The following is a 21,319-nucleotide window of genomic DNA, read 5'->3' on the forward strand; positions in this document are numbered from 1 at the left end:
GGGTCAATCCTTTTGACTGATGAGGTGGTCTGGCAATTGCGACTCCAGCGGGCCGCCCAACACTTTCAGGTATTCCAGCAGCGCCCAGCGCTCCTGCGGTTGCAGCAGGCGACCGATCACGCCATTACCGCGCTCGCCGGCGCGGAATTCGTGGCCGCTGTTGTGATTGCCGGTAATACGCGTGTCGAACACAAAACCGTTGGCGAAGGCTTCGGTGCGATAGCCCAGGTGTTTGGGATCGTATTCGAAGGTGCCCTTGTAGAACGTTGTTGCACGTTCATCCTGGGGCGAGAGCAGTTGATAAATGCTCGGCACCGAACCGTTGTGCAGAAACGGCGGCGTGGCCCAGACGCCTGCCAGTGGTCGGGCTTTATAGCTGCGTAATTCCTGGACACCGATAGGCAGGCCGAAACCGTCCAGGTTTGGCCGCTCCGCCGGCGTCACATTGGCTGCGCGATAGGCCTGGTTCCCCACGAAAGCAGTGACGTAGGCCAGCCCCTTGGCCACTGACAACTGGCTCAAATCCAAGGGCTCCGTGGGTTTTGGATGCAATTGCACGTCCAGTTGCGCAAGCTCTGCGGGATCCCACTGCAGGGCTGTCAGATCGAAGCGATGGTCGGCAATATTGTTGGCGGCGCCGGGGTCTGTGCCAATCACCTCCACGGGCAGTAATTTCAGGTGGTGCACCGGTCTGTCGTCGCTTTGGGTGACGCGGGGGACGTGGCACCCGGCGCAGTTTTCAGCGAATAGAGCGCGGCCTTTTGCGGCCAACGGCTTGTCGATGGTGCCCAGCAAGGCTTCCGGCCAGACGGGCGGCTTGAGTCGTTGCAGGGTTTGTTCGATCCGGTGCAGATCGCGCACCTGGACGCTGGACGGATAGCGGTCGTCGCCCTTGAGGGGCTGCCCGCTGGCGTCGAAGAAATTCAGCGTGGCGCCGACACCCAGGGCCTCGCCGATGTTGCGGGCCATCGGTTGCTGCGCCGAACCGTTCCACTGCACCCAGTCGAAAGTCCACATATCCCACAGTTGCGGGTAGTCCACCGGCGCGTTGGCCACGCGGTAGTTGGCCGGCGAAATGGCGTCGCCGAAACTGGCGTTGGCAATGCGTCCGAAGGCGTCGGTACGGCCGGGGCCTTCTTCGGTGGGGTAGAGCCCGCGATGGGTGTCGTTCCAGGCCACTTTCAAGAAGGTATCGAGTGAGCTTTTGAAATCCTGGCGTAGCTGTTGATGCCGGGCGTCATAGTCCTGGCCCAGGACATTGCGCGCGAAACGTTCGAATTTCCACGGGTTGTAGTAAGTCGAGGCGAGGCTGGCCACCAGTGCCTGGCCAAAGCTGCCGCCGCGCAGGGTCGGGACGCTGGACGGCAACACATGCTGGGCCGAGCCGCCGTCGATGCGCACGGCCTGGCCGTTGAAACGCAATTCGCCGGTGTGGCAGGCGGAACAGGTGATGTCCAGAAACTCTTCCTGGCTGCCCGGATTCTGATGACGGGCGAAACCGACGGGCAGGTTGCCAGGGTTGTCTGGCGTGGCTTTCTGGCTCGGATCGATCAGAAAACCAAAGCGTGCGAGGTATTCGGGAGCGGCGAATCGTTTTTGCGAGAAGGGCAGTTCGAGCGCGTTGAACCAGTCATAGCGCAAGCCTTTGACCTGGGTGCCTTGGGGCGTGAAGTAGTAGGCCTGGCGGTCTGCGGCGCTCCATTGCTCCAGGTAATGCACCTGTTGCGCCGGTGACCAGGCCGGTAATTTCGGGTTGGCGACGTAGTACAGCACCACGGCGAGGCCTAGCCCCAGCAGTGCTACGATCAGAATCAGCAAGCGGATTATGAGGCGCACGATAAACATCCTTGTCAATTTGTACCTCTCTTATGCCTCAGCTGATGAAGTGCGGCAAGAGGCCATTACGCCAAGGGCTGTGGGAACCGGCATCGGGGTCTGTGAGAGCCAGATGACAGAAGCTTCATCCTTCTAATCCCGAAATGCGTTTAAACACCTGAACTTATCGGAAGTTTCCTGCTCTCATGCCGGTAGCCATTGGTCGTGGCCGCCTGATAAGCTCGCGGCTTTACTCGATTGCCCTTTAGGCGCATGAACAAGGAAATAGCATGAAACAGCATCGGTTGGCGGCGGCGGTGGCCCTGGTTGGCCTGGTACTTGCGGGTTGTGATTCGCAGACCAGCGTAGAGCTGAAAACCCCGGCGCAAAAAGCTTCCTACGGCATTGGCCTGAACATGGGCAAAAGCCTGGCTCAGGAAGGCATGGATGATCTGGACTCCAAAGCCGTAGCCCAAGGCATCGAAGATGCCGTCGGCAAAAAAGAACAGAAACTGAAGGATGAGGAACTGGTTGAAGCCTTCGCAGCGCTGCAGAAGCGTGCCGAAGAGCGTTTGGCCAAGATGAGCGAAGAGTCGGCAGCCGCCGGCAAGAAATTCCTCGAAGAGAATGGCAAGAAAGCCGGTGTCGTCACCACGGCTTCCGGCCTGCAATACGAAGTGGTCAAGAAGGCCGATGGCGCACAGCCTAAGCCGACCGACGTAGTGACTGTTCACTACACCGGTAAACTGACCAACGGCACCGTTTTCGACAGCTCCGTCGAGCGCGGCAGCCCGATCGATCTGCCGGTCAGCGGTGTGATTCCGGGTTGGGTCGAAGGCCTGCAACTGATGCACGTTGGCGAGAAGTACAAACTGTACATCCCTAGCGACCTGGCTTACGGCGCCCAAAGCCCTAGCCCGGCGATTCCAGCCAACTCGGTGCTGGTATTCGACCTGGAGCTGCTGGGCATCAAGGATCCAGCGAAACAAGACGACGCCAAGTAATCCGCGTCTGCTCGAAAAAACAACGCCTCGCTTATGCGGGGCGTTGTTGCATCTGGGGTTCAGTGAAGGGTAAACAAAGCGAACGGATGCGGTACGCTGCAGTCATAGCCAGTGAGAGCGTCCGAGCTAGACGGACCAGTGCGCCAAGTCAATGAAATCTTGGGTTTTTTTATGTGAGTAAAAAACGCCCGATCTGAGCAGGACCCTTGTGAAACGGGGCTTCCAGCGGTGAAATATAGCTCTGTTCACAAGGTTATCCACAATTTGTGTGGATAACATTTCAGTGGGAGGAAAAGATGAAAATGCCCTGGAATTTCGCCCGCTTCCTGCCACTGGCCGGGCGCCTGCTCGCCCGTGGTCGTTTGCCGACCCTGCTGTTTGCGGTTGCCAGCAAAGGCGCGCGCCAAGGTAATCGTCTGGGCAAACTTAAGGACGATCTGCGCTTGTTGCAGGCACTCTGCCTGGCCTACTGGCGTGGCGAGTACCGAGCCATCAGCCCGAAAGCGATAGTTTCGGTGGTGGCCGGCCTGATGTATTTCCTGAGCCCGGTGGATGCGATTCCGGATTTCATCCCGGTGTTCGGCATGCTCGACGACATTGCCGTGCTGGCCTGGCTGATGAAAGTCCTCGATGACGAACTCAACGCCTTCCGCGCCTGGCGCAAACATCAGGCGCCGGAAAAACTCGCGGTGGTTGAACGCCTGCCCGATACCCCGGAACAACTGCAACTTCAGGGCCCGAAAAAAAACTGAACCGATTCAGGATCATCCATATTCATGCCCCCCGCGACCTTGGCCGCTGTTAGGATTACACTTCTAAGGAAAAGTGCCGACTCGCTAAGTGTCGTTGTCCTACGGGGTAGTCATGGATATTCAGATAATTACACGCGAAGGCGAACCAGAATATGCGGTTCTGCCATGGGCTCAGTATCAGGCTCTACTGAAAGCAGCAGGCATCAACGAACAACCACCGCGCGAAGCCACAGTGCGTCCCGCGGCCACATCAGACCAGACTCTTCCGGGTCTGGATCAACTACGCAGTTTGCGCGAAGGGAAGGGCATCGCCATTGAGGCGCTTGCCCGCACGGTAGGCATCAGCCCGTCATATCTCGCCTTGATCGAAAGCGGTGAGCGTCAACCCGACGCTGCTATTCGCCGCAGCCTCGCCTGGGAATTGACGGTGCCGGGATGGAGGGATGAATCGTGAGCGTACGCATCAGTCGTCAACATTGGGATGGATTGCTGGGGGAACTGGATCAGGCGCGCCGTCAGCGCCATCTTCTGACTTATCGGGCATTGCTGGAGCGATTGCAGCTACCCACGCCCGCCATGCAAACCCTGACCGCCGCCCTTGAGCACCTGGCCGCGCTGGATGCCAGAGCCGAGCAGCCGCTGCGCAGCTCGCTGGTGATCAGCCAGGGCGCCAGTCGTTTGCCGCGCACCGGCTTCTTCGAATGTGTCGAGCGCCTCGGGCGCTTCTCCGGACCGTCCGATGGAGTGGCTGCCGCATCCTGGCATGCCTCGGAAGTGGTGCGGGTGTTCGAATACGAGTACCCCGAGTCGGCGGAAGCCTGAGTGTTCCTACGACTCAAGGCGCGGACTGGTTACTGGCTGGCCCGCCGATTGTTCCACTGGTCGTGGTTTGTGCGCCAGCCGCGCGGCTGGCGCTGGCTCGAGGGCCAGTTCGCGCGCATGGCGAACCTGGGGGATGTCGGCGCCCAGAGCTTCTACGGCCACATCCTGACCTTTCGCGGGGTCGGTCTTGGGGCTCGCGAGGAAGGCGTACGACTACTGCGCCTGGCTGCATTGGCGGGGGATGGCAAGGCGGCGTATCAGGTTGGCGTGATCTGCCTCGCGGGGACGCCGAGCAAGGCACCGGATCCGGTGGAAGCGGCGCGGTTTTGGCGTATTGCCTTGAAGGCCGGGCATCCGTTGGCTGAGATCAAGTTGAAAGGGTTGGCGAGTGGTGATGCTGAGTAGTGATTCGATGTTCTTCGATGAGCAAGTGCTGTGGGGGCGTAACGATGGTCAATTATACGTTCTATGGCGAGCGAGCTGCTTTCGGCCGATTCTGTTGAAAAAGTCGGCCATGGTTTCCACGGTAGAAAAGTACGCGCTTGAGATTAAAATCTTTGCATTGAGCAGAGGATTCCGGACTCAGATTTCGTGTAGCGGCGCGCAAAAAAAGGCGTTTTCAGCGGTCAGTATCCGGGGAGTCTGGAAGAACCGACTTTTTCAACAGAATCGGCCAAAAGCGGTCGCTGAGAAAGGTGCTTCAACCTATTGAAATCGGCAATGATGCTTATGTGGCAGCGGTCAACGCGATTGAGGAAGGGTGTAACTGGCTAGACAGAACTCACTGAGTATGTGTCGATTTTAGGAAGCCACCTCGGGGCGCTTCCTTTTCCACATCAATTGTCAACTGCCAGACAGGTATCTTATGACACAGGAAACGTCCCAATTCCTATCCATCCTCGCGAACATCGAACAAGACGAAAAACGATTACTGCGATCCATACGTGCTGAAGAGCGGAATAGATCTCGTAGTCGCATCCCCCGTTACGTTTTCTGGATCGGGCTGGTCAGCTCTTGCTTGATGGCCGCTGGATTCGTGGCGTGGGTCAAACTCGGAGGGCCAGCGTGGGCAAAGCTCGCCGCCGTTGGGGCTCTTGGACTAGGCTATCTAACCATTCTGTTGCAACCAATATTGCTCGCTTGGTTCCACCGACAAACACTACGCGAAGTAATCTCCGGACCTTTCGCAGCCTTCCTTCGTGCCAACGTGACACAACCGATGGACGTAGATAGCCGCCACCTACCACTGCTCATTGAGCTTCCCAGGATCGAATTGGAACTCGGGCTCCTTGCGTTGAAAATGGAAGCTCAATTCTTGGAAAAGCGCATTAGTTGGGTCGTCGGCTCAATCGATAAGATTGGCATCGTCCCCGGGTGCTTAGCTGTCTTGGTCAGCCTGCAAAAGTTGGGCGAACAATCAACGTGGGTGACAGCTGTCGCTGGGGCAAACATCGGTCTCTTCTTACTGGGTACCTTGGCTAACGTCTACGTAGTGCGTTATCAGCGGATGATCGGCTTGACGGAATTAGCTATCAAGCAACAGGAACTGCGAGATAAAGAACGCGCTGGCGACAAAGGTACATCATGGACGTACCCAAGAGCTGGATGCGCTACTCCGTCAACAGCTTCTGCATGATGCTTGTGCACTCGGCACCGTGGAATTCATCACATATTTTTCGAATGCCCAGACTGGCATAAAAGCCTTCTGCGGTGTACGAAAGCACACTTCTGGCCGGCTCGCTTTCAGCCGATAAGATAGTGATAACACTTTCAAAGCAGGAGTAAAAAAATGTCGTGCTCTAGAGGCGCAGCGTCACCTGATGCGCAAACACAGCGGCGACTCTTCGCTGCATCGGCGGGCTACTGCCAGAACCCCGGATGCTCTAATGAGCTGTTCATCAATGCGGCAGGCAAGTCCGTCCACATCGCTGAGATGGCTCATGTATTTGCGGCCAACGATGCTGGGCCTCGCGCTAAACCGGACCTCAGTCTTGAGGAGCGCGGAGCCTTCGAGAATTTGGTTATGCTCTGCGCCAACTGCCATACGATCGTGGACAAGGCACCGAGCGCCTTTCCAGACAAGACTATGCTGAGCTGGAAGCGCGAGCACGCGAACAAGCTTCAAGGGCTTTTCGGCGCAGTGAAATTCGGCGATCGCGCCAGTGCTCGCGGAGTGGTGGAACCGCTTCTCGCGGAAAATCACGCGATCTTCAAACACTACGGTCCTCACATTGACGCCGCCCACAATCCGGAGAGCGGAGCGGCCGAGCAGTGGAAGCGAAAGATGCTGGCGTGCATCCTACCCAACAATAGACGAATGCTCGCGATCCTTGATGCCAATCGCCACCTGCTTGTAGGCGACGAAAAAGCGACGCTGGAGCAATTTCGGCAACACATTAACGACTTGGAAGCCTTCCATATCGAAGGCAATCGGGAAGATGCTTCTCGCTTCCCAACCGAGTTGTCCAAGATTTTGGAGGCTAGCGAATGAGCAATAGCGCAACCAATTGGGTCGCCGATAAGCTTGTTACCAAGGAAGAGCTAGAGATTGTCGAGCGCACCCCTGAGGACTTTTTGGTCGTCAAGAGCAAGGGTGGCGATTCATTCATAGTCGCAGTCCTCGGTGTGCAAAATATAATAGAGCTTTCGGACGTTGAGCCTCTCTTCGCCGGCGCCAACAAGCCTCAGTTCGTAGTGAATATTCCGTCTAAAGCAAGGTGGAGCGGCGCGGCTATCAATTACGTTCATGCGGCGTCTGCTGCGTTCGGAACGCTGCGCGAAGTCGCCCAAGCGTCCTATTACCATGACCCTGGCAGCTATCGGGAAAAAAACATGGACTTTTACTTCACCGCGATGAATCAGCACTCACATGTGTCCCGTGTCTCCTACGTCTACGAGACGGCTTTTAAGGTCGATCGCAAGTTCGGCCCAAGCCTCATCGTTGCGATTATCGATGCATACAATATGAGCGCCGAAGACATACGCAACGCCAAAACGTACTACGGTCACTTTGATATTGCCCTCAAGTCAACGAGCTACGGCTCAATCACTAGCCAAGCAGACGCAGCTGCCAAGTCGATGGGCGCAGAGGCCTTGATGTTCGGAGAGTTGATGTCGCGCCTGGCTAAGAAATGATTCGCCAGCGTGTAATCACCAGCCTTCGCCAGCTTGCGGTCGATCTCGGAGCGAAGGCCGAAGGAACTCAGTGGCATCTTTTCGGCTCAGTCGACCGGGACGAAGCGGGCGCTGCTGACATCGACTTGATGATTCTCTGCAAGGATGATCACCAAGCCGACGCACTTCGACAAGCAATAGATCCTGATGCTTTTTTACTACCGCTTCATCTAGCTCTGATGACCTTTGATGAGGCCGCTGAAGTGGACGCGATACTAGTGCAACGTAGCCGCTCAATCTTTCCCTGAAGGGCCACATTCGGCCGGTTCTGTTGAAAAAGTCGGCTTCGGTTTCCGCAGCAGAAAAGTATGCGCCTGAGATTGAAATCTGTGTTTTGGGCAGAAGGTTCAGGATCCGGAGAAATGGGGTCAGATCCTGAGGGATCCCCACAAATCTACCCCAGCGCCTGCGCCTGTTGATGTACCTCGGCTCGCGATACGTGCTCAAGTCTCTCCAAGGTTTTTCGAGAGTTCGAGCCGCGTCCGCTGCGCCAGTATTCCAAACCCAGCCGCCACAGCGACAACACCCGTCGGCGTTTAAGGCTATTGCTTTGAAAGCGATGTTCATGACCCGCTTCACGGGCCTGCAACCCCGTTAAACAAATGATGTAGTTAGCCAAAGCTGAGATCAGTAAAAGCACTTCGATTCGGTGCGGGCAGTGACTCCGATGGCGAGCCACGCCAACTCCAAAGTGCTCGTTTTTTACATCCCTGAAGCCTTCTTCTATCTGCATACGCTGCTTGTAAATGGCCACGATTCTCGATGGATTCCATTGATCCTCCGGCAGGTTGCTGGCCAATAACCAAGGCTCTCGTTCACGATTAGCCGATTGTCTGCTGAGTTTGTTTTTAGCGATTGAACCGGTGACACGCTGGTGTTTACGACCCTTTGCCGAATGCCTGACGCAGTACAAATGGATGAAGTGCGGAGCGCTTTGGGTCATCTCGATCTGMCCCAGTGATTTCGGTGAGGACGACGCCAGRGCGTAGAGGTTTTTAACCGGCAGCCAAGTGTGTGCGTCGTTGCGGTAAAGGTCCCGGTTACGCACTCGCCCCACGTAATACCAACCTTKCGCCTCGACGGCTTTGATCCATGGCCGGCGAAAACCCGCATCAGCGACAAGGATCGGAACGCAGTCTTTGGGGAGCATTTCGGCCAASGTTTGCARCAACCGTTTTTGATATTTCGGACAACCCTCGCGYTCATGAACRCTCTCGTAAATGGGGAACGAACGTCCTGCCAAAGGAATGGCAGTGCGCAACAAAAAGAACTCTCCAGCCGCATCGATCGGCGACCAATCGACCAGGATCAACGGATGTCTCAGCGACCCCAGCAAGGCTCGCAACATGACCCAGTAAAACAGCGAGCGCTCGGTTTGCAGATGCCGATTACCCAGCAACCGATCTACTCGTTTGATGGCGTGTTTGGGGTAAGCCTTGCCTGACATGAATCGACCAAGCCCCGTCAGAGTGAGCCGACGTCCTTGGAGTAATGCGCTGACACAACACATCAATGTTTTCAGACGACGAGAATGGACAGTGGGAAGTGCTTGAGCGAGCGCGCTGTGTAAGAATCGGATGGCCTGCATGGGTTCGGGATCTTGTTTTTGTGTGGTGCAATACAAGCTGCCGCCCCATGCAGATCTCTACAATTCCCAACTTCTTGATTTCTCGTAGGAAAAAGCGGGGATTTCTCAGGGTCTGTCCCCGTTTCTCCTGCCTCCGGAACGCATTCCTGTGACGAGCGTGCCTTCTGCGTAAAGACGCTCAGCTATTTGAATTCCCTATGTAAAACGGGCGACCCATAGGTCGCCCGTTTTACATTTACTCCGCAGCCTGCGCCCGCAATCGCCTGCCAATCACATCCATCAAATCACAACCATCCCGCAACGGTATGGCCAGCAGTTTTGAAAAGTCGGACAGCACCACCGTATCGCAACCAATCTCGGCGCGAAAGGCGATGTTTTCCAGCACCTGGGTGACGGTGCGAATGCGGTAGTCGGCCATGGCGTGCAGGACGTCGAGTGGGGCTTGGGTGTCGATGAGCAGGGAGGCCGGGATCAGGTCGATTCCGGTGAGGGGCATGTATCGATTCATTTGAAGATCTCTGTTTGATGGGCTAATGCCGTCACTCAGTCGTCGCCAAACGAGAGGGTGGCAGCTGTACGCAGGTTGGCGAACCGGTACAGAGAAACCGGCAGATCCGAAGATCTCCCGCGCACAGCCGCCATAAATAGCGGCTTTGCGGGTGCGTTGGCGCCTGCAATTAAGCTGATAGCCTTCGCATTCTCTATAATCAGGTCGCCAAACCTGAATCGCCATTTGGGCGACGGGCGGACTATAAGCTTCATCGTTCCAGCGGTGCAAGACGACTGTTTCCGAGGTTGTTGTAGGGCGTTTGCCTGGCGGCAGTTGGGCAACCGGACGCGGCCTACAGAACACTACGCAACTTCGTGGGAGCGAGCCTGCTCGCGATAGCGGTGTATCAATCGACATCAATGTTGAATGTTAGTCAGTCATCGCGAGCAGGCTCGCTCCCACAGTGGATTGGTGGTGTTCATACTCGGCCCATGCGGGTCTACCCCCCATGGCAGCAACTGGCCGGCGCCTTGTCCTTATACCGATCATGATGCCGCACCCACTCCATGATCTCCTCTTCATTACGGCCCTTGGGCGTGAGGTCCAGGTAATTGTAGGCGCCAACCAGCAGGTCCAAGCCGCGGGCGTAAGTGGAATAGGTATGGAAAATCTCCCCCGCTTTGTTGCGATAAAACACGCTGAGCCCTGGGAGTTCTTCCTCAACACCGTCAGTTTTTTCGTAGTTGTAAGTAGCTTTTCCAGCGGCGACGTCTTCGGCCCGGGCGCAGACGCCGAAGTCGTAGTTGAAGTCGCAGCCTTCGGACGAGACCCAATCGAATTTCCAGCCCATGCGCTGTTTGAAGGATTGGAATTCGGCGAACGGTGCGTGGGAAACCGCTACTACCGCTACGTCGTGATGGGCCAGGTGTTGGTTGGCGCCGTCGATGTGGTCGGAGAGGAACGAGCAGCCGGGGCAGCCTTCGTCCCAGCCGGCGGCGAACATGAAGTGGTAGACGATCAACTGGCTGCGGCCGCCGAACAGGTCGGTCAGGCTCAGTTCGCCGTTGGGGCCCTGAAAGCGGTAGGGTTTGTCGATTTTTACCCAGGGCAGGGCGCGGCGTTCGGCGCTGAGTTTGTCTCGTTCTTTGGTGAAGGCTTTTTCGTGGGCCAGGTGTTGTTTGCGGGCCGCGACCCATTCTTCCCGGGACACGACCGGATGATTCTGTATGTTCATGGTGATTTCTCCTGCGAGGCTTCGGTGAAACCGAGCCGCGCTGCGGGTTAAACCGTCTTACACAGCCTAGTCGTTTGGCCTGCGCTCAAATCGACAGGCCGCCGGTCGGTAAGGCGAAATACCTCGGCTGAACGGCTGCCCTCCCGGTCGGTCACAACCTATGAAGGACATTTCACTCTCGGGCTTGGAGGTTGGATCAGGATGACGACTTATAACTGGGATTTGATGGAACGCTTGCTGCATGAAGCGCAGAACAGCGCTGGCCACAGTTTCACCCCACGGCCCTATGCCGAGCAGTATGCGGCGGAGAAAGCGGCTGCCGGTGAGGCGATTGAGAACCTGGATCACCTGAAAACGGTCGCTGGCGAGTACGAAAAGTTACTGTTGGGACGAGGTTATATCGAGCCTCGGCCGACGGATCAGGGCGGCAATGGCGCGAACTACATTTTGACGCCTCGGGGCTCGAGTTTATTGAGCCTGATCGACAGCAGCATTCCGGGGAATCAACATCCACGGCAGGTGCTGGATGAGCAGGACGATGCGCTGGATGAGCTGACGTTTGATGAGGTGGCGTCGAAGGCGCAGATTGCCTGATTTTGTGGTGATCGCAAAAGATCGCAGCCTTCGGCAGCTCCTACAGAATTTGTGTCCACCCGATGTCTCACGGTGTATGCGCTTCCCATGCAGGAGCTGCCGAAGGCTGCGATCTTTTAATCTTCTAACCTCGATGCGCCGCTTTCAGGCATTTCAAATCAGTGAAATCCTTGCGCATCCCCGCAATCTTCTGCAGCAACCGTTCACGCTGAGCAGGCGTGCTCTCGGCCATTAAGTCCACCAGCAACGCCCGAGCCTGGGCTTCGGTGTTGGCATAGGCCACACGGTAAGCGGGGGTCCATAAACTCTCGCGATCAACCAGAAGCGTCTCGATTTGCTGTGGGAATTGCGGACTCTGACGTTGCGCGACCGCCGCGCTGAATTGCTGTTGCCAATGGACGCGGTTGGCAATCCATTCCTTGTTCTGATCCCCCAGGGCGTTCGACCAGGCCATCACCCGTTGCTGTTGGGTTGGGCTGAGCGGTCCGAGCCAGGCATTCAGGCGTTTTTCCATGCGCTTGCTTCGCTCTTTGATCTGTTGCTCGAGAGGTGGGTTGAGGTAGTCCTCCTGGCGTTTGCGCTGGTCCTTGGCGAAAGCGTCGTTCATTTCCGCAACTTGCTTGTCATCCAGCCCTTGCAGCAGTTCGATGGCCGATGGGGTGATTTCCCGGGCGGTTTCGGCGATGGCTTGTTTGGCTTCCTGGGTGCGGGCTTGCAGCGCGGCGTCGGTGATCTGATTGGTCTCGATCATGGTCTGTAAACGATTCAGCCAGTCGAGGTAGCCGGGTAGTTGCGTGGTGCAGTGCCAGCGCAGGTGTTCTTTGAGCCGCTCGTTCAACCAGTCTTTTTGCTGGTGGTTCATGTCCAGGTAGTCGCTGAGCGTCCAGGGAATGATCACGTCGAGGTTGCGGTAAGCCAGGCCCACGCGGGTGCAGGCGGCGATGGTGAGGCTGAGCGTGAGGATGACGGTGATCTGTTTCAACCAATGCGACATGGCAAGCCCTTGCGAAGACCTGGTTTTTTTATGTGAACGCAGGACGAGCCTGTCAGTTCAGCCGATTAATAGAAGGCGCGTGCGGCCTTGAGGGTGACCAGGCCATCGCACTCGCTATTGTGGCCGGAATAGGCGGAGCAATCGCTGCCGCTCAGGCTTGAGTCACTGTAGATCAAGTCCAGGTCGATACCCATGAACGGTCGGGACAATTTCACCGACCAGTCGGTAAAACTGCCTACATATCCACCGTCAACGGACACCGGCGTATTGAGCTGGTGAGTGGTGTATTTCAGGCTGACCCCGATGCCGAACGGCTGATTGCCACTGAGGTCGGCGAACAGGGTGCTGTTCTGTTTGTCTGGGTCGTTGCTGAAGGCAGCGCCGAAGCGGCTGCCCAGCAGGGTCAGGCCGCCGAACAACTCCTGGCTGTCGAGGGTATCCACTTTGGGATAGCTGTAATGGATCATGCCCACTTCGTAGCCGAGGGAGTGATCGAAGGGCTGTTTAAAACCCATGTAGGAATCGACTTCAAGGTTGCTCGAAGGACTAAGCCCCATGCTGGGGGACCATTGGCCCACGTAGAAGCCGCTGTCGTGGCTCAGGTCGAGGCCACCGTGGAACGAGCCGGTTGTCGAGGGTTTGACCAACCCTTGGGCCATACTGCGGCTGGGGGTGGTGGCGAGTTTGAGATCGAAGTCGCCCAATTCGCGCTGGAAGACTTGCGCATGGGCGACCGAACACCACAACAGGCTGGCGAGCAGGAGAAAAGGGGGCTTGAGCATGCGTCACTCCATGAGCTGCGAGGAGCAGGTGGTGAAAACCTGCTGAAACGCTTGATCCAGACACGTGCAAGCATACCGGCGAATGTTCGGCATCGAGGGCCGTTCGTCGATTGTTGAAATATTGATTTGTTTTATGGGGTGTTGCTGGAGGGTTCCAGTCCAAGCGCTTCGAAGCTCAAAGCGCTTAGGGACCAGTTAAAGCGGGGGAATTACTTTTTGCCCAGCGTGATCTGCTTGGACGGGCCGAACGTCTGGCCGCTGACGCCTTTGGCAATTTGCTGGATCTCGCCACCGGACTTGAGGAACGCAGCGATCTGATTGTTGATCGATTCGCTGGTTTCAACGGCTGGAGCTGGCTTTGCTTTGCTGTTGGATGCTTTTACACGCATGGCGGCCATTAACCTGTAGAAATTAACTTGGCCAGGCATCGTACAGGAAATACTTGACAATTGCTTGGTAAATATCCTCCCGAAATACACACGGCAGGTGCGCGAATAATCGCAAGTTATTATTTGGAATAGTCCCCTAAGCTGCTGTTTTAACTAAAAACCTCAGTGGAGAAATAGTGCTTTTCGGATGGGCTGGCCACCGTCCAGACCACCCGAACGGCCTGACGAGCGGCCAAACACGCCCGCCAAACCCAGGGAAATTAGGGCCTTGCGCGGATTTTCTCGCGCCACCGAGCCGGCCCGCCGAACGCCGCCCGCAAAACCGGGTAGAATGCCGCCCACGCAATGAGGGTATTGGACATGGCTTTAGTCGGGCGCTACAACAGTTTGCAAGTGGTTAAACATACTAACTTCGGTTTATATCTGGACGGTGGCGCGGACGGCGAAATCCTTCTGCCTAATCGTTATATTCCCAAAGATATTCCCAGCGAAGATGAAGACTGGCTCAACGTTTTTATTTATCTGGACAGCGATGACAAACTTATCGCTACAACCGAAAAGCCGAAAGTTCAGGTCGGTGAATTCGCCAGTTTGAAAGTCGTTGAAGTCAACAGCATCGGCGTGTTCCTGGATTGGGGTTTGCCGAAGGACCTGCTACTGCCGTATTCCGAAGAGAAACGCCAGATGACGGCCGGCGAGTATGTCGTGGTGCACGTCTACCTCGACAAACACACCCGGCGCATCACCGCGACGGCGCGTCTGGACCGTTACCTGGACAAGACCCCGGCCAACTACACCCCGGGCCAGGAAGTTGATTTGCTGGTGGCCGAAGCGACCGATATGGGCTTCAAGGCAATCATCAACAACAAGCACTGGGGTCTGATCCACAAGAACGAAATCTTCAAGTTCATGCGCGCCGGTAAAGAAGAGAAGGGCTTTATCAAAGAAGTCCGCGCCGACGGCAAGATCAGCCTGAGCCTGCAACCGGTGGGCGAAGAAGCCGCCACCAGTTTGAACTCGAAGATTCTCGCCAAGTTGCGCGACAACAACGGCACCCTGCCGGTCAGCGACAAGAGCGATCCGACGCTGATCAGCAGTATGTTCGGCGTCAGCAAGGGCAACTTCAAAAAGGCCATAGGCGCCTTGTACAAGAACGGCCAGATCGTCATTCACGCTGATCGTATCGAACTCAGCTGACCTGCACCGGCCCCGGTAGGCGCTACCGCAGGTTGTGATCAAAAAAGGATCCAGCCTACGGTAGCCTTCTGCGCAGCATTCACCTATCTCTTTGTATACATAACACCCTGCACCGTTTTTAGGCGCGGACGCCCTGTTCATGGGCGTTATCACCCCCTATACGTCTTGAAGGCTTTGCTCTGAACAGGGCTTAAAGCCAGATTTGTCACACCTTTAGATCATATGGCACGCATTCTGCGTAGTAACTCGTATACAAACTATGCCAGCTCCCGTACGCAGTGTGCTCGCCACACCCATCTCGGGGGCCGCGCCTGTACTTTCGAGGAGCCCCGCGATGACCGAACAATTGCCCAATGGCTACAGCCCGCGCCTGTATAACCAGGACCTGGGGCCACTGCCGCAGACATGGAATTGGTACAACATCTTTGCCTTCTGGATGAGCGACGTGCACAGCGTCGGCGGCTATGTATTCGCCGCCAGCCTGTTTGCGCTTGGGCTGGCGAGTTGGCAGGTGTTGATTGCCTTGCTCGGCGGGATTTGCATCGTGCAGTTGATCGCCAACCTGGTGGCCAAGCCGAGTCAGCAAGCCGCAGTGCCTTACCCGGTGATCTGCCGACTGGCGTTCGGGGTGTTCGGGGCGAATATTCCTGCGGTTATTCGCGGCCTGATTGCGGTGGCCTGGTACGGGATTCAGACGTATCTGGCGTCCAGTGCACTGATCATCGTCGTGCTGCGCTTTTTTCCTGCGATGGCGGCCTACGCCGAACCGCACTTTGCCGGTTTGTCCTACCTCGGCTGGTTCGGTTTCCTTAGCCTGTGGTTCGTCCAGGCGCTGGTGTTCTGGACCGGCATGGAGTCGATCCGCCGCTTCATCGACTGGGCCGGCCCGGTGGTGTACGGCGTGATGTTCCTGCTCGCCGGCTGGATCGTCTGGCAGGCCGGCTGGAGCAACATCAGCTTCACCCTGGCGGAGAAATCCCTGTCTGGCTGGGAAGCCTTCGGCCAGGTGATCGTGGCAACGGCGTTGGTGGTGTCGTACTTTTCCGGTCCGACCCTGAACTTCGGCGATTTCAGTCGCTACTGCCGCAGCATGAACGACGTGCGTCGCGGCAATTTCTGGGGGCTGCCGGTAAACTTTCTGGCGTTCTCGCTGGTGACCGTGGTGATCGTTTCCGGCACCTTGCCGGTGTTTGGTGAAATGCTTCACGACCCGATCGCTACCGTGGCGCGCATCGACAACAGCGTGGCGGTGCTGCTCGGCGCCTTTGCCTTCGTTACCGCGACCGTCGGCATCAACATCGTCGCCAACTTCGTGTCCCCGGCGTTCGACTTCGCCAACGTCGCCCCAAGCAAAATCAGTTGGCGTGCGGGTGGCATGATCGCCGCCATGGCGTCGATCTTCATCACCCCGTGGAACCTGTTCAACAACCCCGAAGTGATTCACTACACCCTCGACGTGCTGGCAGCGTTCATTGGCCCGCTGTTCGGGATTCTGCTGGTGGATTACTACCTGATCAAAAAACAGCAGATCGATGTCGATGCGCTGTTCAATGACGGCCCGAGCGGGCGTTATTACTACAGTGGCGGGATCAACTGGACAGCGGTCAAGGCGTTGATTCCTGCCACCCTGATGGGTGTTGCGATCACTTTCATCCCGGTGTTGCAGCCGATGGCCAACTTCGCCTGGTTCACCGGCTGCTTCCTCGGCGGCGTCCTGTATTTCGCACTGGCCAGGCGCGAGCAGGCACAACAATCGGCGGCGCTGGTCATCGCTGGATGACGTACGTGGCGATTTAAAGGTCTTTTGCAGACACCTTTTTCTGTCCATCTGGTTAATAATCGACAGCATAATTTTTCGCCCTAGCGCCCTCTGTTCAGCAGGAGGGCCGGGGCTTTGCTTTTACTGTCGAGTCACTGCCATGGATTGTGTTGTCGAGGTGTTCCGGTGAGCGCCACCCGGCGTAGCGCCGATGGGTTTGCCCTGCAAGTGATGGTCGGGCTATGCCTCATCTGGGGTGTGCAGCAGGTGATGATCAAATGGGCCGCGCCCGACATCGCGCCGGTCATGCAGGCGGCGGGGCGGTCGGGTATTTCCGCGTTGCTTGTAGGATTGCTGATCTGCTGGAAGGGCGGCTGGGATCAGGTCGGCGCTACCTGGCGCGGCGGTTTGCTGGCCGGCGCGCTGTTTGGCCTGGAGTTCTTCTTCATTGCCGAAGGTCTGCAACTGACCACGGCGGCGCACATGTCAGTGTTTCTCTACACCGCGCCGATCTTTACCGCGTTGGGCGTGCACTGGCTGCTGCCGAGCGAGCGCTTAAGGCCGGTGCAGTGGCTGGGGATTTTTCTCGCCTTCGTCGGCATTGCCATTGCGTTTGCCGGTGGTGTGTCCTGGGACAACCTTGACCACCGCATGTTGCTGGGCGATGCCCTGGGTGTGCTGGCCGGCGCGTCGTGGGGCGCGACCACCGTGGTGGTGCGCGCCTCGCGCCTGTCGGAAGCGCCGGTGACCCTGACGCTGTTTTATCAACTGATCGTCGGCTTCGTCGGCCTGCTGCTGATCGCGATCCTCAGCGGCCAGGTCACCCATGTCAGCCTGACCACGGTGGCGGTGGCCAGCGTGCTGTTTCAGGGATTGGTGGTGTCGTTCTTCAGCTACCTGACGTGGTTCTGGCTACTGCGCCGTTACCTGGCGGCGAACCTCGCGGTGTTTTCGTTCATGACGCCGTTGTTCGGCGTCACGTTCGGCGTGGTGCTGCTGGGTGAAGAGCTGAGCCTGAACTTTGTGATCGGCGCGGTGCTGGTTCTGCTCGGGATCACTTTTGTGAGCGCAGAGCAGTGGGTGCGCCGTCGTTTGCGCAAAGCACTTGGGCAATCCTGATCGGGCGCAGCAGCAAACCTGCGGCAATGATAAAACCGCCGCCGGCGATCACCAGCGCGGGTTGCAAGCCACCGCTGAAATGGCTGCTCAACGCGGCTAGCAATGGCCCGCTGAGCTGACCCACGGCGAAGCACGCGGTCAGCAGCCCGGCGTTACGCTGGGTGGCGTGGGGCGCCAGTTCCCGGGAGCGCTGCATCACTAGTTGCATGCAGGCCAGGAACGGCCCGCCACACAGGATCACCCCCAGTGCCAGGCCGGCACCGCTGCCCAACAGGCAAGCAAACACACCGGCGGCCTGTAGCCATAGCGTCGCCATCAGCCAATGACGAGTTGCGTTCGGGTTGTGCCGACGCAGGCTTACCAACACGACCCCGGTTGCCGCCGCCAGGCCAAAGCACGGCCAGAACAGATCGGCTTGCCATTGCCCGTGGAACTGCGCGCTGGCCATTTGCGAGAGGAAAGTGGCCGGGATGATGTAGCCCAAACCGTACAAACCGTAGATCACCGGTAAACGTCCGACGCCTTGGGTACCCGGCGTGGCGACAGGCGATGTCAGCGTTGAAGGGGCGGCCGGCTGCGGCAGGAACGGCAGAATCCCCAGCAGCATCACCAGCCCGACAGCGGCATACACCAGCCACAAGGTTGCGGACGTCTGCCCCAGCAGGTTCGAGCCTAAGGCCAACAACCCTGTCAGAAAAATCCCCAGACCCGGTCCGGCAAATACCAGCGCGCCGAGCCGTGGACGACCGGCCGCCGCTGCCAGTGGTTGGCTCAACGCGGTAATCATCACCAGCACCCAGGCACTGGCCACGCCCGTACCGAAACGCAGCGCCAGATGCGACCAGAACCCGTTGGCCCAGAATGAGGCCAGGGTCAGCAATACACACAACCACAAACCGCCGAGCAGGCGCCTGCGAACCTGATCTGGGCGACGGGCGAACATCGCGTCCACCGCGCCGACGAAGTAACCAAGGTAGTTGGCGGCGGCAATCAGACCGGCGGCGGTCAGGTCGATCTGACCCTCGCTGAGCAAGTGCGGCAGTTGTGGGGTGAGGGCGAAACGCCCGATGCCCATGGCCATCATCAGGGCGACAAAGCTGGCGGTTAAGCGAATCAGCGGGGACATGGTCTGAGTTCCGTTTCGAGGATCAATGACCGTCAGGCTAGGACTGATTGACTTTCTTTAAAAATGAATAATAGTGAGAAACTTGTTCTGATTTGGAGAATGGTGTGGAATTCAGCCAATTGCGGATCTTCCAGGCGGTGGCGGAAGAGGGCTCCATTACACGAGCCGCTGAACGCCTGCATCGCGTGCCCTCCAACCTGTCGACCCGGCTTAAACAACTCGAAGAGCAACTGGGTGTCGAATTGTTCGTACGCGAGCGTCAGCGTTTGCAGTTGTCGCCTGCGGGAAAAGTCCTGTTGGACTACACGGCCAAGCTGTTCGCCTTGCACGACGAAGCCCACGCGGCAGTGCAGGGCGGGCAACCGGCCGGGGATTTCGTACTGGGCACGATGTACAGCACCGCTGCGATTCACCTGCCAGAGCTGTTGGCGCGCTATCACCGCCGCTACCCGGCGGTGAACCTGCAAGTGCAGTCGGGCCCCAGCGGTGAACTGCTCGAAGGGTTGCTCACCGGGCGCCTCGATGCGGCGCTGGTGGACGGCCCGCTGGAACTGGCCGGGCTCGACGGCGTGCCGTTGTGCGACGAACGGTTGGTGTTGATCAGCGAAGCCGCTCATCCGCCGGTGCGCAGTGCGCTGGATGTCGAAGGGCGTTCGGTGTTCACGTTTCGCCAGGGTTGCTCCTACCGGATGCGCCTGGAAGCCTGGTTTGCCCATGACCATGCGGCCATGGGCCGGGCCATGGAGATCGAGTCTTATCCCGGGATGCTCGCTTGCGTGATTGCCGGCTCTGGCGTGGCGCTGATGTCGGAGTCGATGCTCGCCAGCCTCCCGGGACGCGAAAGCGTGGCGGTGCACCCGTTGGCCGAGCCGTTCGCCAGCGCAACCACCTGGCTGATGTGGCGCAAAGGCATGGTCGGCGCCAATCTGAATGCGTGGATCGAGCAACAGCAGGCGGTGTATCCGTCGACAGCGGTCCAGGCCCAGGCAATTGCTTGAACCATCGTCCAAGGATTTGGATCAATTCAGTAACAGATCATTGCGATCTTGGACGAGCATTACGTAGGACTTCGGACTATTATCAGTGCGAAGGGGCTACAGAACTTCGGCCGCTCGGCACGACCCTGAAGGGGGGCATCATGAAAGAGAAAATCCAAAACTGGCTGCATGACCTGGGTGTCGCACTCGGTTTGATTGAACCGCCTCTGCAACCGGTGCCAATTCGCACTGACGACGAACAACGTCGCCGCCAGCAGCGTCGCCGGTAAACCTTAAAAGATCGCAGCCTTCGGCAGCTCCTACGGGAGTGTGCCTGTGCTGCGATTGCGGGTACACCTGTAGGAGCTGCCGAAGGCTGCGATCCTGGCGGTCCATAGGTTTGATCAGGTGTGGCGGTTAGTACCGCCCAATCTCAATCAAAAACCGGGTCAAGTCATTCGCCGTCCTGGCAGTCTTGAGCATCCGGTCTTCTTCGGCGGTAAACGCCGTCAACCCCAACTGATCCTCCAGACGGAAGATCAGCTCTTCAATATCCTCTTTGTCCAATCCCAACTGCATCAGGTTGGTGTTGTCGTCGAAGTCATCCTGGTTTTCCAGCAGGCGGCGGATGCGACGATGCACGGCGGCACGAACGGCGGCTCTTGTCATGAGATCCTTCTTCGAGAACGTTATGAGGTCCCTGACGCTGAGTACAGCAGGCTTCAGGCGTGTCGGCGCTGCCACTCGTCAATCATCGAGCGCAGATATTCCCCGGAAAAGCTCCCGAAATGCCCGCCGTGCACCGTGCGGATCGGCATCGCGCGCAAGCGTTGCAGGCTGCGGGCGTAGTCATCGAGGTTGGAGTGGTAGGCGTTTTCGATCAGCGGCCCGTCGTAGATGATGTCGCCACTGAACAGGGTTTCAGTCGCCGCTTCATACAGGCTGATGCCACCGGGTGAATGACCCGGCGTGTGCAGCACTTGCAGGACCCGATTACCGAGATCGAGCACGTCGCCGTCTTCGATAAAACCGGTGGCCGGCGCGGCTTTGACCCGGTATTCGGCGTAGCACAATGGGCAGTCGGGGTGAGCCTCGAACATGTCGTCACCGACGAAAGCCTTGCTCAGGGTGTTGTCTCCGTCGGGCTCGGCGAGGATCTGCGCTTCGGCCGGATGCACCAGCCGTTCGGGGAACTCGTGATGGCCCGCGATGTGATCGAAATGGCAATGGCTGGCCACCGCTACCAGCGGTCGTTCGGTGAGCCATGGCAATTGCTCGCGCAGGCTGACCAGGCCGGAACCGCTGTCCAGCAGCAAGTCCTTGTTGCGGCCCTGAATGTGCCAGAGGTTGCAGCGGTAAAAAGGCCGAATGTACGGCTCGTGAATCAGGCGGATACCGTCGCTGAGCTGTTTGACCTCGAACCACTGATCACGGCTGACGATCTTCATAAACAGTTTCCTTCAGCCGAAAAAAACGGGTGTGGCAACCGACGCCACACCCGCC

At 57.8% G+C, this 21,319-nt stretch carries 25 protein-coding genes; 15 read left to right on the forward strand and 10 right to left on the reverse strand.

The annotated features are described in order from the left end of the window. Nucleotides 1-3: 3 nt before the first annotated feature. A complete protein-coding gene (locus AC1D2Q_RS16460) occupies nt 4-1,836 on the reverse strand; it encodes a di-heme-cytochrome C peroxidase (protein WP_477813870.1) in 1,833 nt (610 codons plus the stop codon). Between the two features lie 269 nt (nt 1,837-2,105). Between AC1D2Q_RS16460 and AC1D2Q_RS16465 the strand changes: the two genes are divergently transcribed. The 9 genes from AC1D2Q_RS16465 to AC1D2Q_RS16505 all read left to right on the forward strand — a co-directional run bounded on the left by AC1D2Q_RS16465 (nt 2,106) and on the right by AC1D2Q_RS16505 (nt 7,815). Further along, on the forward strand, nt 2,106-2,819 hold the full coding sequence (locus tag AC1D2Q_RS16465) for an FKBP-type peptidyl-prolyl cis-trans isomerase (protein WP_018925162.1): 714 nt from the start codon (nt 2,106-2,108) through the stop codon (nt 2,817-2,819). A gap of 296 nt (nt 2,820-3,115) precedes the next feature. After that, entirely contained in the window at nt 3,116-3,571 is a 456-nt protein-coding gene (locus AC1D2Q_RS16470; protein WP_477813871.1) for a YkvA family protein, read from the forward strand. A 112-nt stretch (nt 3,572-3,683) separates the two neighbouring features. Continuing rightward, entirely contained in the window at nt 3,684-4,025 is a 342-nt protein-coding gene (locus tag AC1D2Q_RS16475) for a helix-turn-helix domain-containing protein (protein WP_026286335.1), read from the forward strand. Further along, nucleotides 4,022-4,393, forward strand: coding sequence for a hypothetical protein (locus AC1D2Q_RS16480; RefSeq protein WP_007898892.1), 372 nt, complete (start codon nt 4,022-4,024; stop codon nt 4,391-4,393). Before AC1D2Q_RS16475 ends, AC1D2Q_RS16480 begins: the two co-directional genes overlap by 4 nt. Beyond that, nucleotides 4,394-4,798: an SEL1-like repeat protein gene (locus tag AC1D2Q_RS16485; RefSeq protein WP_477813872.1), complete on the forward strand. Its 405-nt coding sequence runs from the start codon at nt 4,394-4,396 to the stop codon at nt 4,796-4,798. 814 nt (nt 4,799-5,612) lie between these two features. Continuing rightward, entirely contained in the window at nt 5,613-6,029 is a 417-nt protein-coding gene (locus tag AC1D2Q_RS16490) for a hypothetical protein (RefSeq protein WP_477813873.1), read from the forward strand. A gap of 153 nt (nt 6,030-6,182) precedes the next feature. Continuing rightward, on the forward strand, nt 6,183-6,884 hold the full coding sequence (locus tag AC1D2Q_RS16495; protein ID WP_477813874.1) for a hypothetical protein: 702 nt from the start codon (nt 6,183-6,185) through the stop codon (nt 6,882-6,884). Beyond that, on the forward strand, nt 6,881-7,528 hold the full coding sequence (locus AC1D2Q_RS16500; RefSeq protein WP_477813875.1) for a hypothetical protein: 648 nt from the start codon (nt 6,881-6,883) through the stop codon (nt 7,526-7,528). Before AC1D2Q_RS16495 ends, AC1D2Q_RS16500 begins: the two co-directional genes overlap by 4 nt. Further along, nucleotides 7,525-7,815 carry a nucleotidyltransferase domain-containing protein gene (locus tag AC1D2Q_RS16505; protein ID WP_477813876.1) on the forward strand — a complete coding sequence of 97 codons (291 nt, stop codon included), beginning with the start codon at nt 7,525-7,527 and terminating at the stop codon, nt 7,813-7,815. Before AC1D2Q_RS16500 ends, AC1D2Q_RS16505 begins: the two co-directional genes overlap by 4 nt. A gap of 146 nt (nt 7,816-7,961) precedes the next feature. Here the strand turns inward: AC1D2Q_RS16505 and AC1D2Q_RS16510 are convergent, their stop codons facing one another. The 3 genes from AC1D2Q_RS16510 to AC1D2Q_RS16520 form a co-directional block, all read right to left on the reverse strand. Beyond that, nucleotides 7,962-9,155 (reverse strand): IS4 family transposase, encoded by a 1,194-nt coding sequence (locus AC1D2Q_RS16510; protein ID WP_477813877.1) that lies wholly within the window; start codon nt 9,153-9,155, stop codon nt 7,962-7,964. Nucleotides 9,156-9,390: 235 nt separating this feature from the next. Next, a complete protein-coding gene (locus AC1D2Q_RS16515) occupies nt 9,391-9,663 on the reverse strand; it encodes a hypothetical protein (protein WP_028939944.1) in 273 nt (90 codons plus the stop codon). 481 nt (nt 9,664-10,144) lie between these two features. After that, nucleotides 10,145-10,879 (reverse strand): DUF899 domain-containing protein, encoded by a 735-nt coding sequence (locus AC1D2Q_RS16520; RefSeq protein ID WP_477813878.1) that lies wholly within the window; start codon nt 10,877-10,879, stop codon nt 10,145-10,147. Between the two features lie 201 nt (nt 10,880-11,080). On the opposite strand from AC1D2Q_RS16520, the gene AC1D2Q_RS16525 reads away from it, so the two are divergent. After that, on the forward strand, nt 11,081-11,473 hold the full coding sequence (locus tag AC1D2Q_RS16525; protein ID WP_477813879.1) for a transcriptional regulator: 393 nt from the start codon (nt 11,081-11,083) through the stop codon (nt 11,471-11,473). Nucleotides 11,474-11,597: 124 nt separating this feature from the next. Here AC1D2Q_RS16525 and AC1D2Q_RS16530 read toward each other — a convergent pair whose 3' ends face one another. The 3 genes from AC1D2Q_RS16530 to AC1D2Q_RS16540 form a co-directional block, all read right to left on the reverse strand. Continuing rightward, on the reverse strand, nt 11,598-12,467 hold the full coding sequence (locus AC1D2Q_RS16530; RefSeq protein WP_477813880.1) for a DUF6279 family lipoprotein: 870 nt from the start codon (nt 12,465-12,467) through the stop codon (nt 11,598-11,600). A gap of 65 nt (nt 12,468-12,532) precedes the next feature. Then, a complete protein-coding gene (locus tag AC1D2Q_RS16535; RefSeq protein WP_477813881.1) occupies nt 12,533-13,249 on the reverse strand; it encodes a TorF family putative porin in 717 nt (238 codons plus the stop codon). Nucleotides 13,250-13,458: 209 nt separating this feature from the next. Further along, nucleotides 13,459-13,647 (reverse strand): hypothetical protein, encoded by a 189-nt coding sequence (locus AC1D2Q_RS16540; protein WP_017337097.1) that lies wholly within the window; start codon nt 13,645-13,647, stop codon nt 13,459-13,461. A gap of 351 nt (nt 13,648-13,998) precedes the next feature. Here AC1D2Q_RS16540 and AC1D2Q_RS16545 point away from each other — a divergent pair, with 351 nt between their 5' ends. From AC1D2Q_RS16545 to AC1D2Q_RS16555, 3 genes are all read left to right on the forward strand, one after another. Then, nucleotides 13,999-14,835: a CvfB family protein gene (locus AC1D2Q_RS16545; protein ID WP_030131899.1), complete on the forward strand. Its 837-nt coding sequence runs from the start codon at nt 13,999-14,001 to the stop codon at nt 14,833-14,835. Between the two features lie 334 nt (nt 14,836-15,169). Beyond that, the gene (locus tag AC1D2Q_RS16550; RefSeq protein WP_477813882.1) at nt 15,170-16,615 is read left to right on the forward strand and encodes an NCS1 family nucleobase:cation symporter-1; all 1,446 of its coding nucleotides are present in this window, start codon (nt 15,170-15,172) and stop codon (nt 16,613-16,615) included. 165 nt (nt 16,616-16,780) lie between these two features. Then, a complete protein-coding gene (locus AC1D2Q_RS16555) occupies nt 16,781-17,713 on the forward strand; it encodes a DMT family transporter (protein ID WP_477813883.1) in 933 nt (310 codons plus the stop codon). Here AC1D2Q_RS16555 and AC1D2Q_RS16560 read toward each other — a convergent pair. After that, entirely contained in the window at nt 17,649-18,839 is a 1,191-nt protein-coding gene (locus AC1D2Q_RS16560; protein ID WP_477813884.1) for an MFS transporter, read from the reverse strand. The two genes, AC1D2Q_RS16555 and AC1D2Q_RS16560, sit on opposite strands and share 65 nt — an antisense overlap. Before the next feature lie 104 nt (nt 18,840-18,943). On the opposite strand from AC1D2Q_RS16560, the gene ptrR reads away from it, so the two are divergent. Together ptrR and AC1D2Q_RS16570 are read left to right on the forward strand one after the other, a co-directional pair. Next, complete coding sequence (ptrR, locus tag AC1D2Q_RS16565) at nt 18,944-19,837, forward strand: putrescine utilization regulator PtrR (protein ID WP_477813885.1); 894 nt, start codon at nt 18,944-18,946, stop codon at nt 19,835-19,837. 140 nt (nt 19,838-19,977) lie between these two features. After that, nucleotides 19,978-20,106 (forward strand): PA1414 family protein, encoded by a 129-nt coding sequence (locus tag AC1D2Q_RS16570; RefSeq protein ID WP_007914492.1) that lies wholly within the window; start codon nt 19,978-19,980, stop codon nt 20,104-20,106. 127 nt (nt 20,107-20,233) lie between these two features. On the opposite strand, the gene AC1D2Q_RS16575 is transcribed toward AC1D2Q_RS16570, so the two are convergent. Both AC1D2Q_RS16575 and AC1D2Q_RS16580 read right to left on the reverse strand, forming a co-directional pair. Further along, the gene (locus tag AC1D2Q_RS16575; RefSeq protein WP_026286702.1) at nt 20,234-20,485 is read right to left on the reverse strand and encodes an acyl carrier protein; all 252 of its coding nucleotides are present in this window, start codon (nt 20,483-20,485) and stop codon (nt 20,234-20,236) included. A gap of 53 nt (nt 20,486-20,538) precedes the next feature. After that, nucleotides 20,539-21,264, reverse strand: coding sequence for an MBL fold metallo-hydrolase (locus tag AC1D2Q_RS16580; protein WP_477813886.1), 726 nt, complete (start codon nt 21,262-21,264; stop codon nt 20,539-20,541). Nucleotides 21,265-21,319: the final 55 nt, after the last annotated feature.

The organism is Pseudomonas sp. P1_A1, assembly GCF_056406935.1.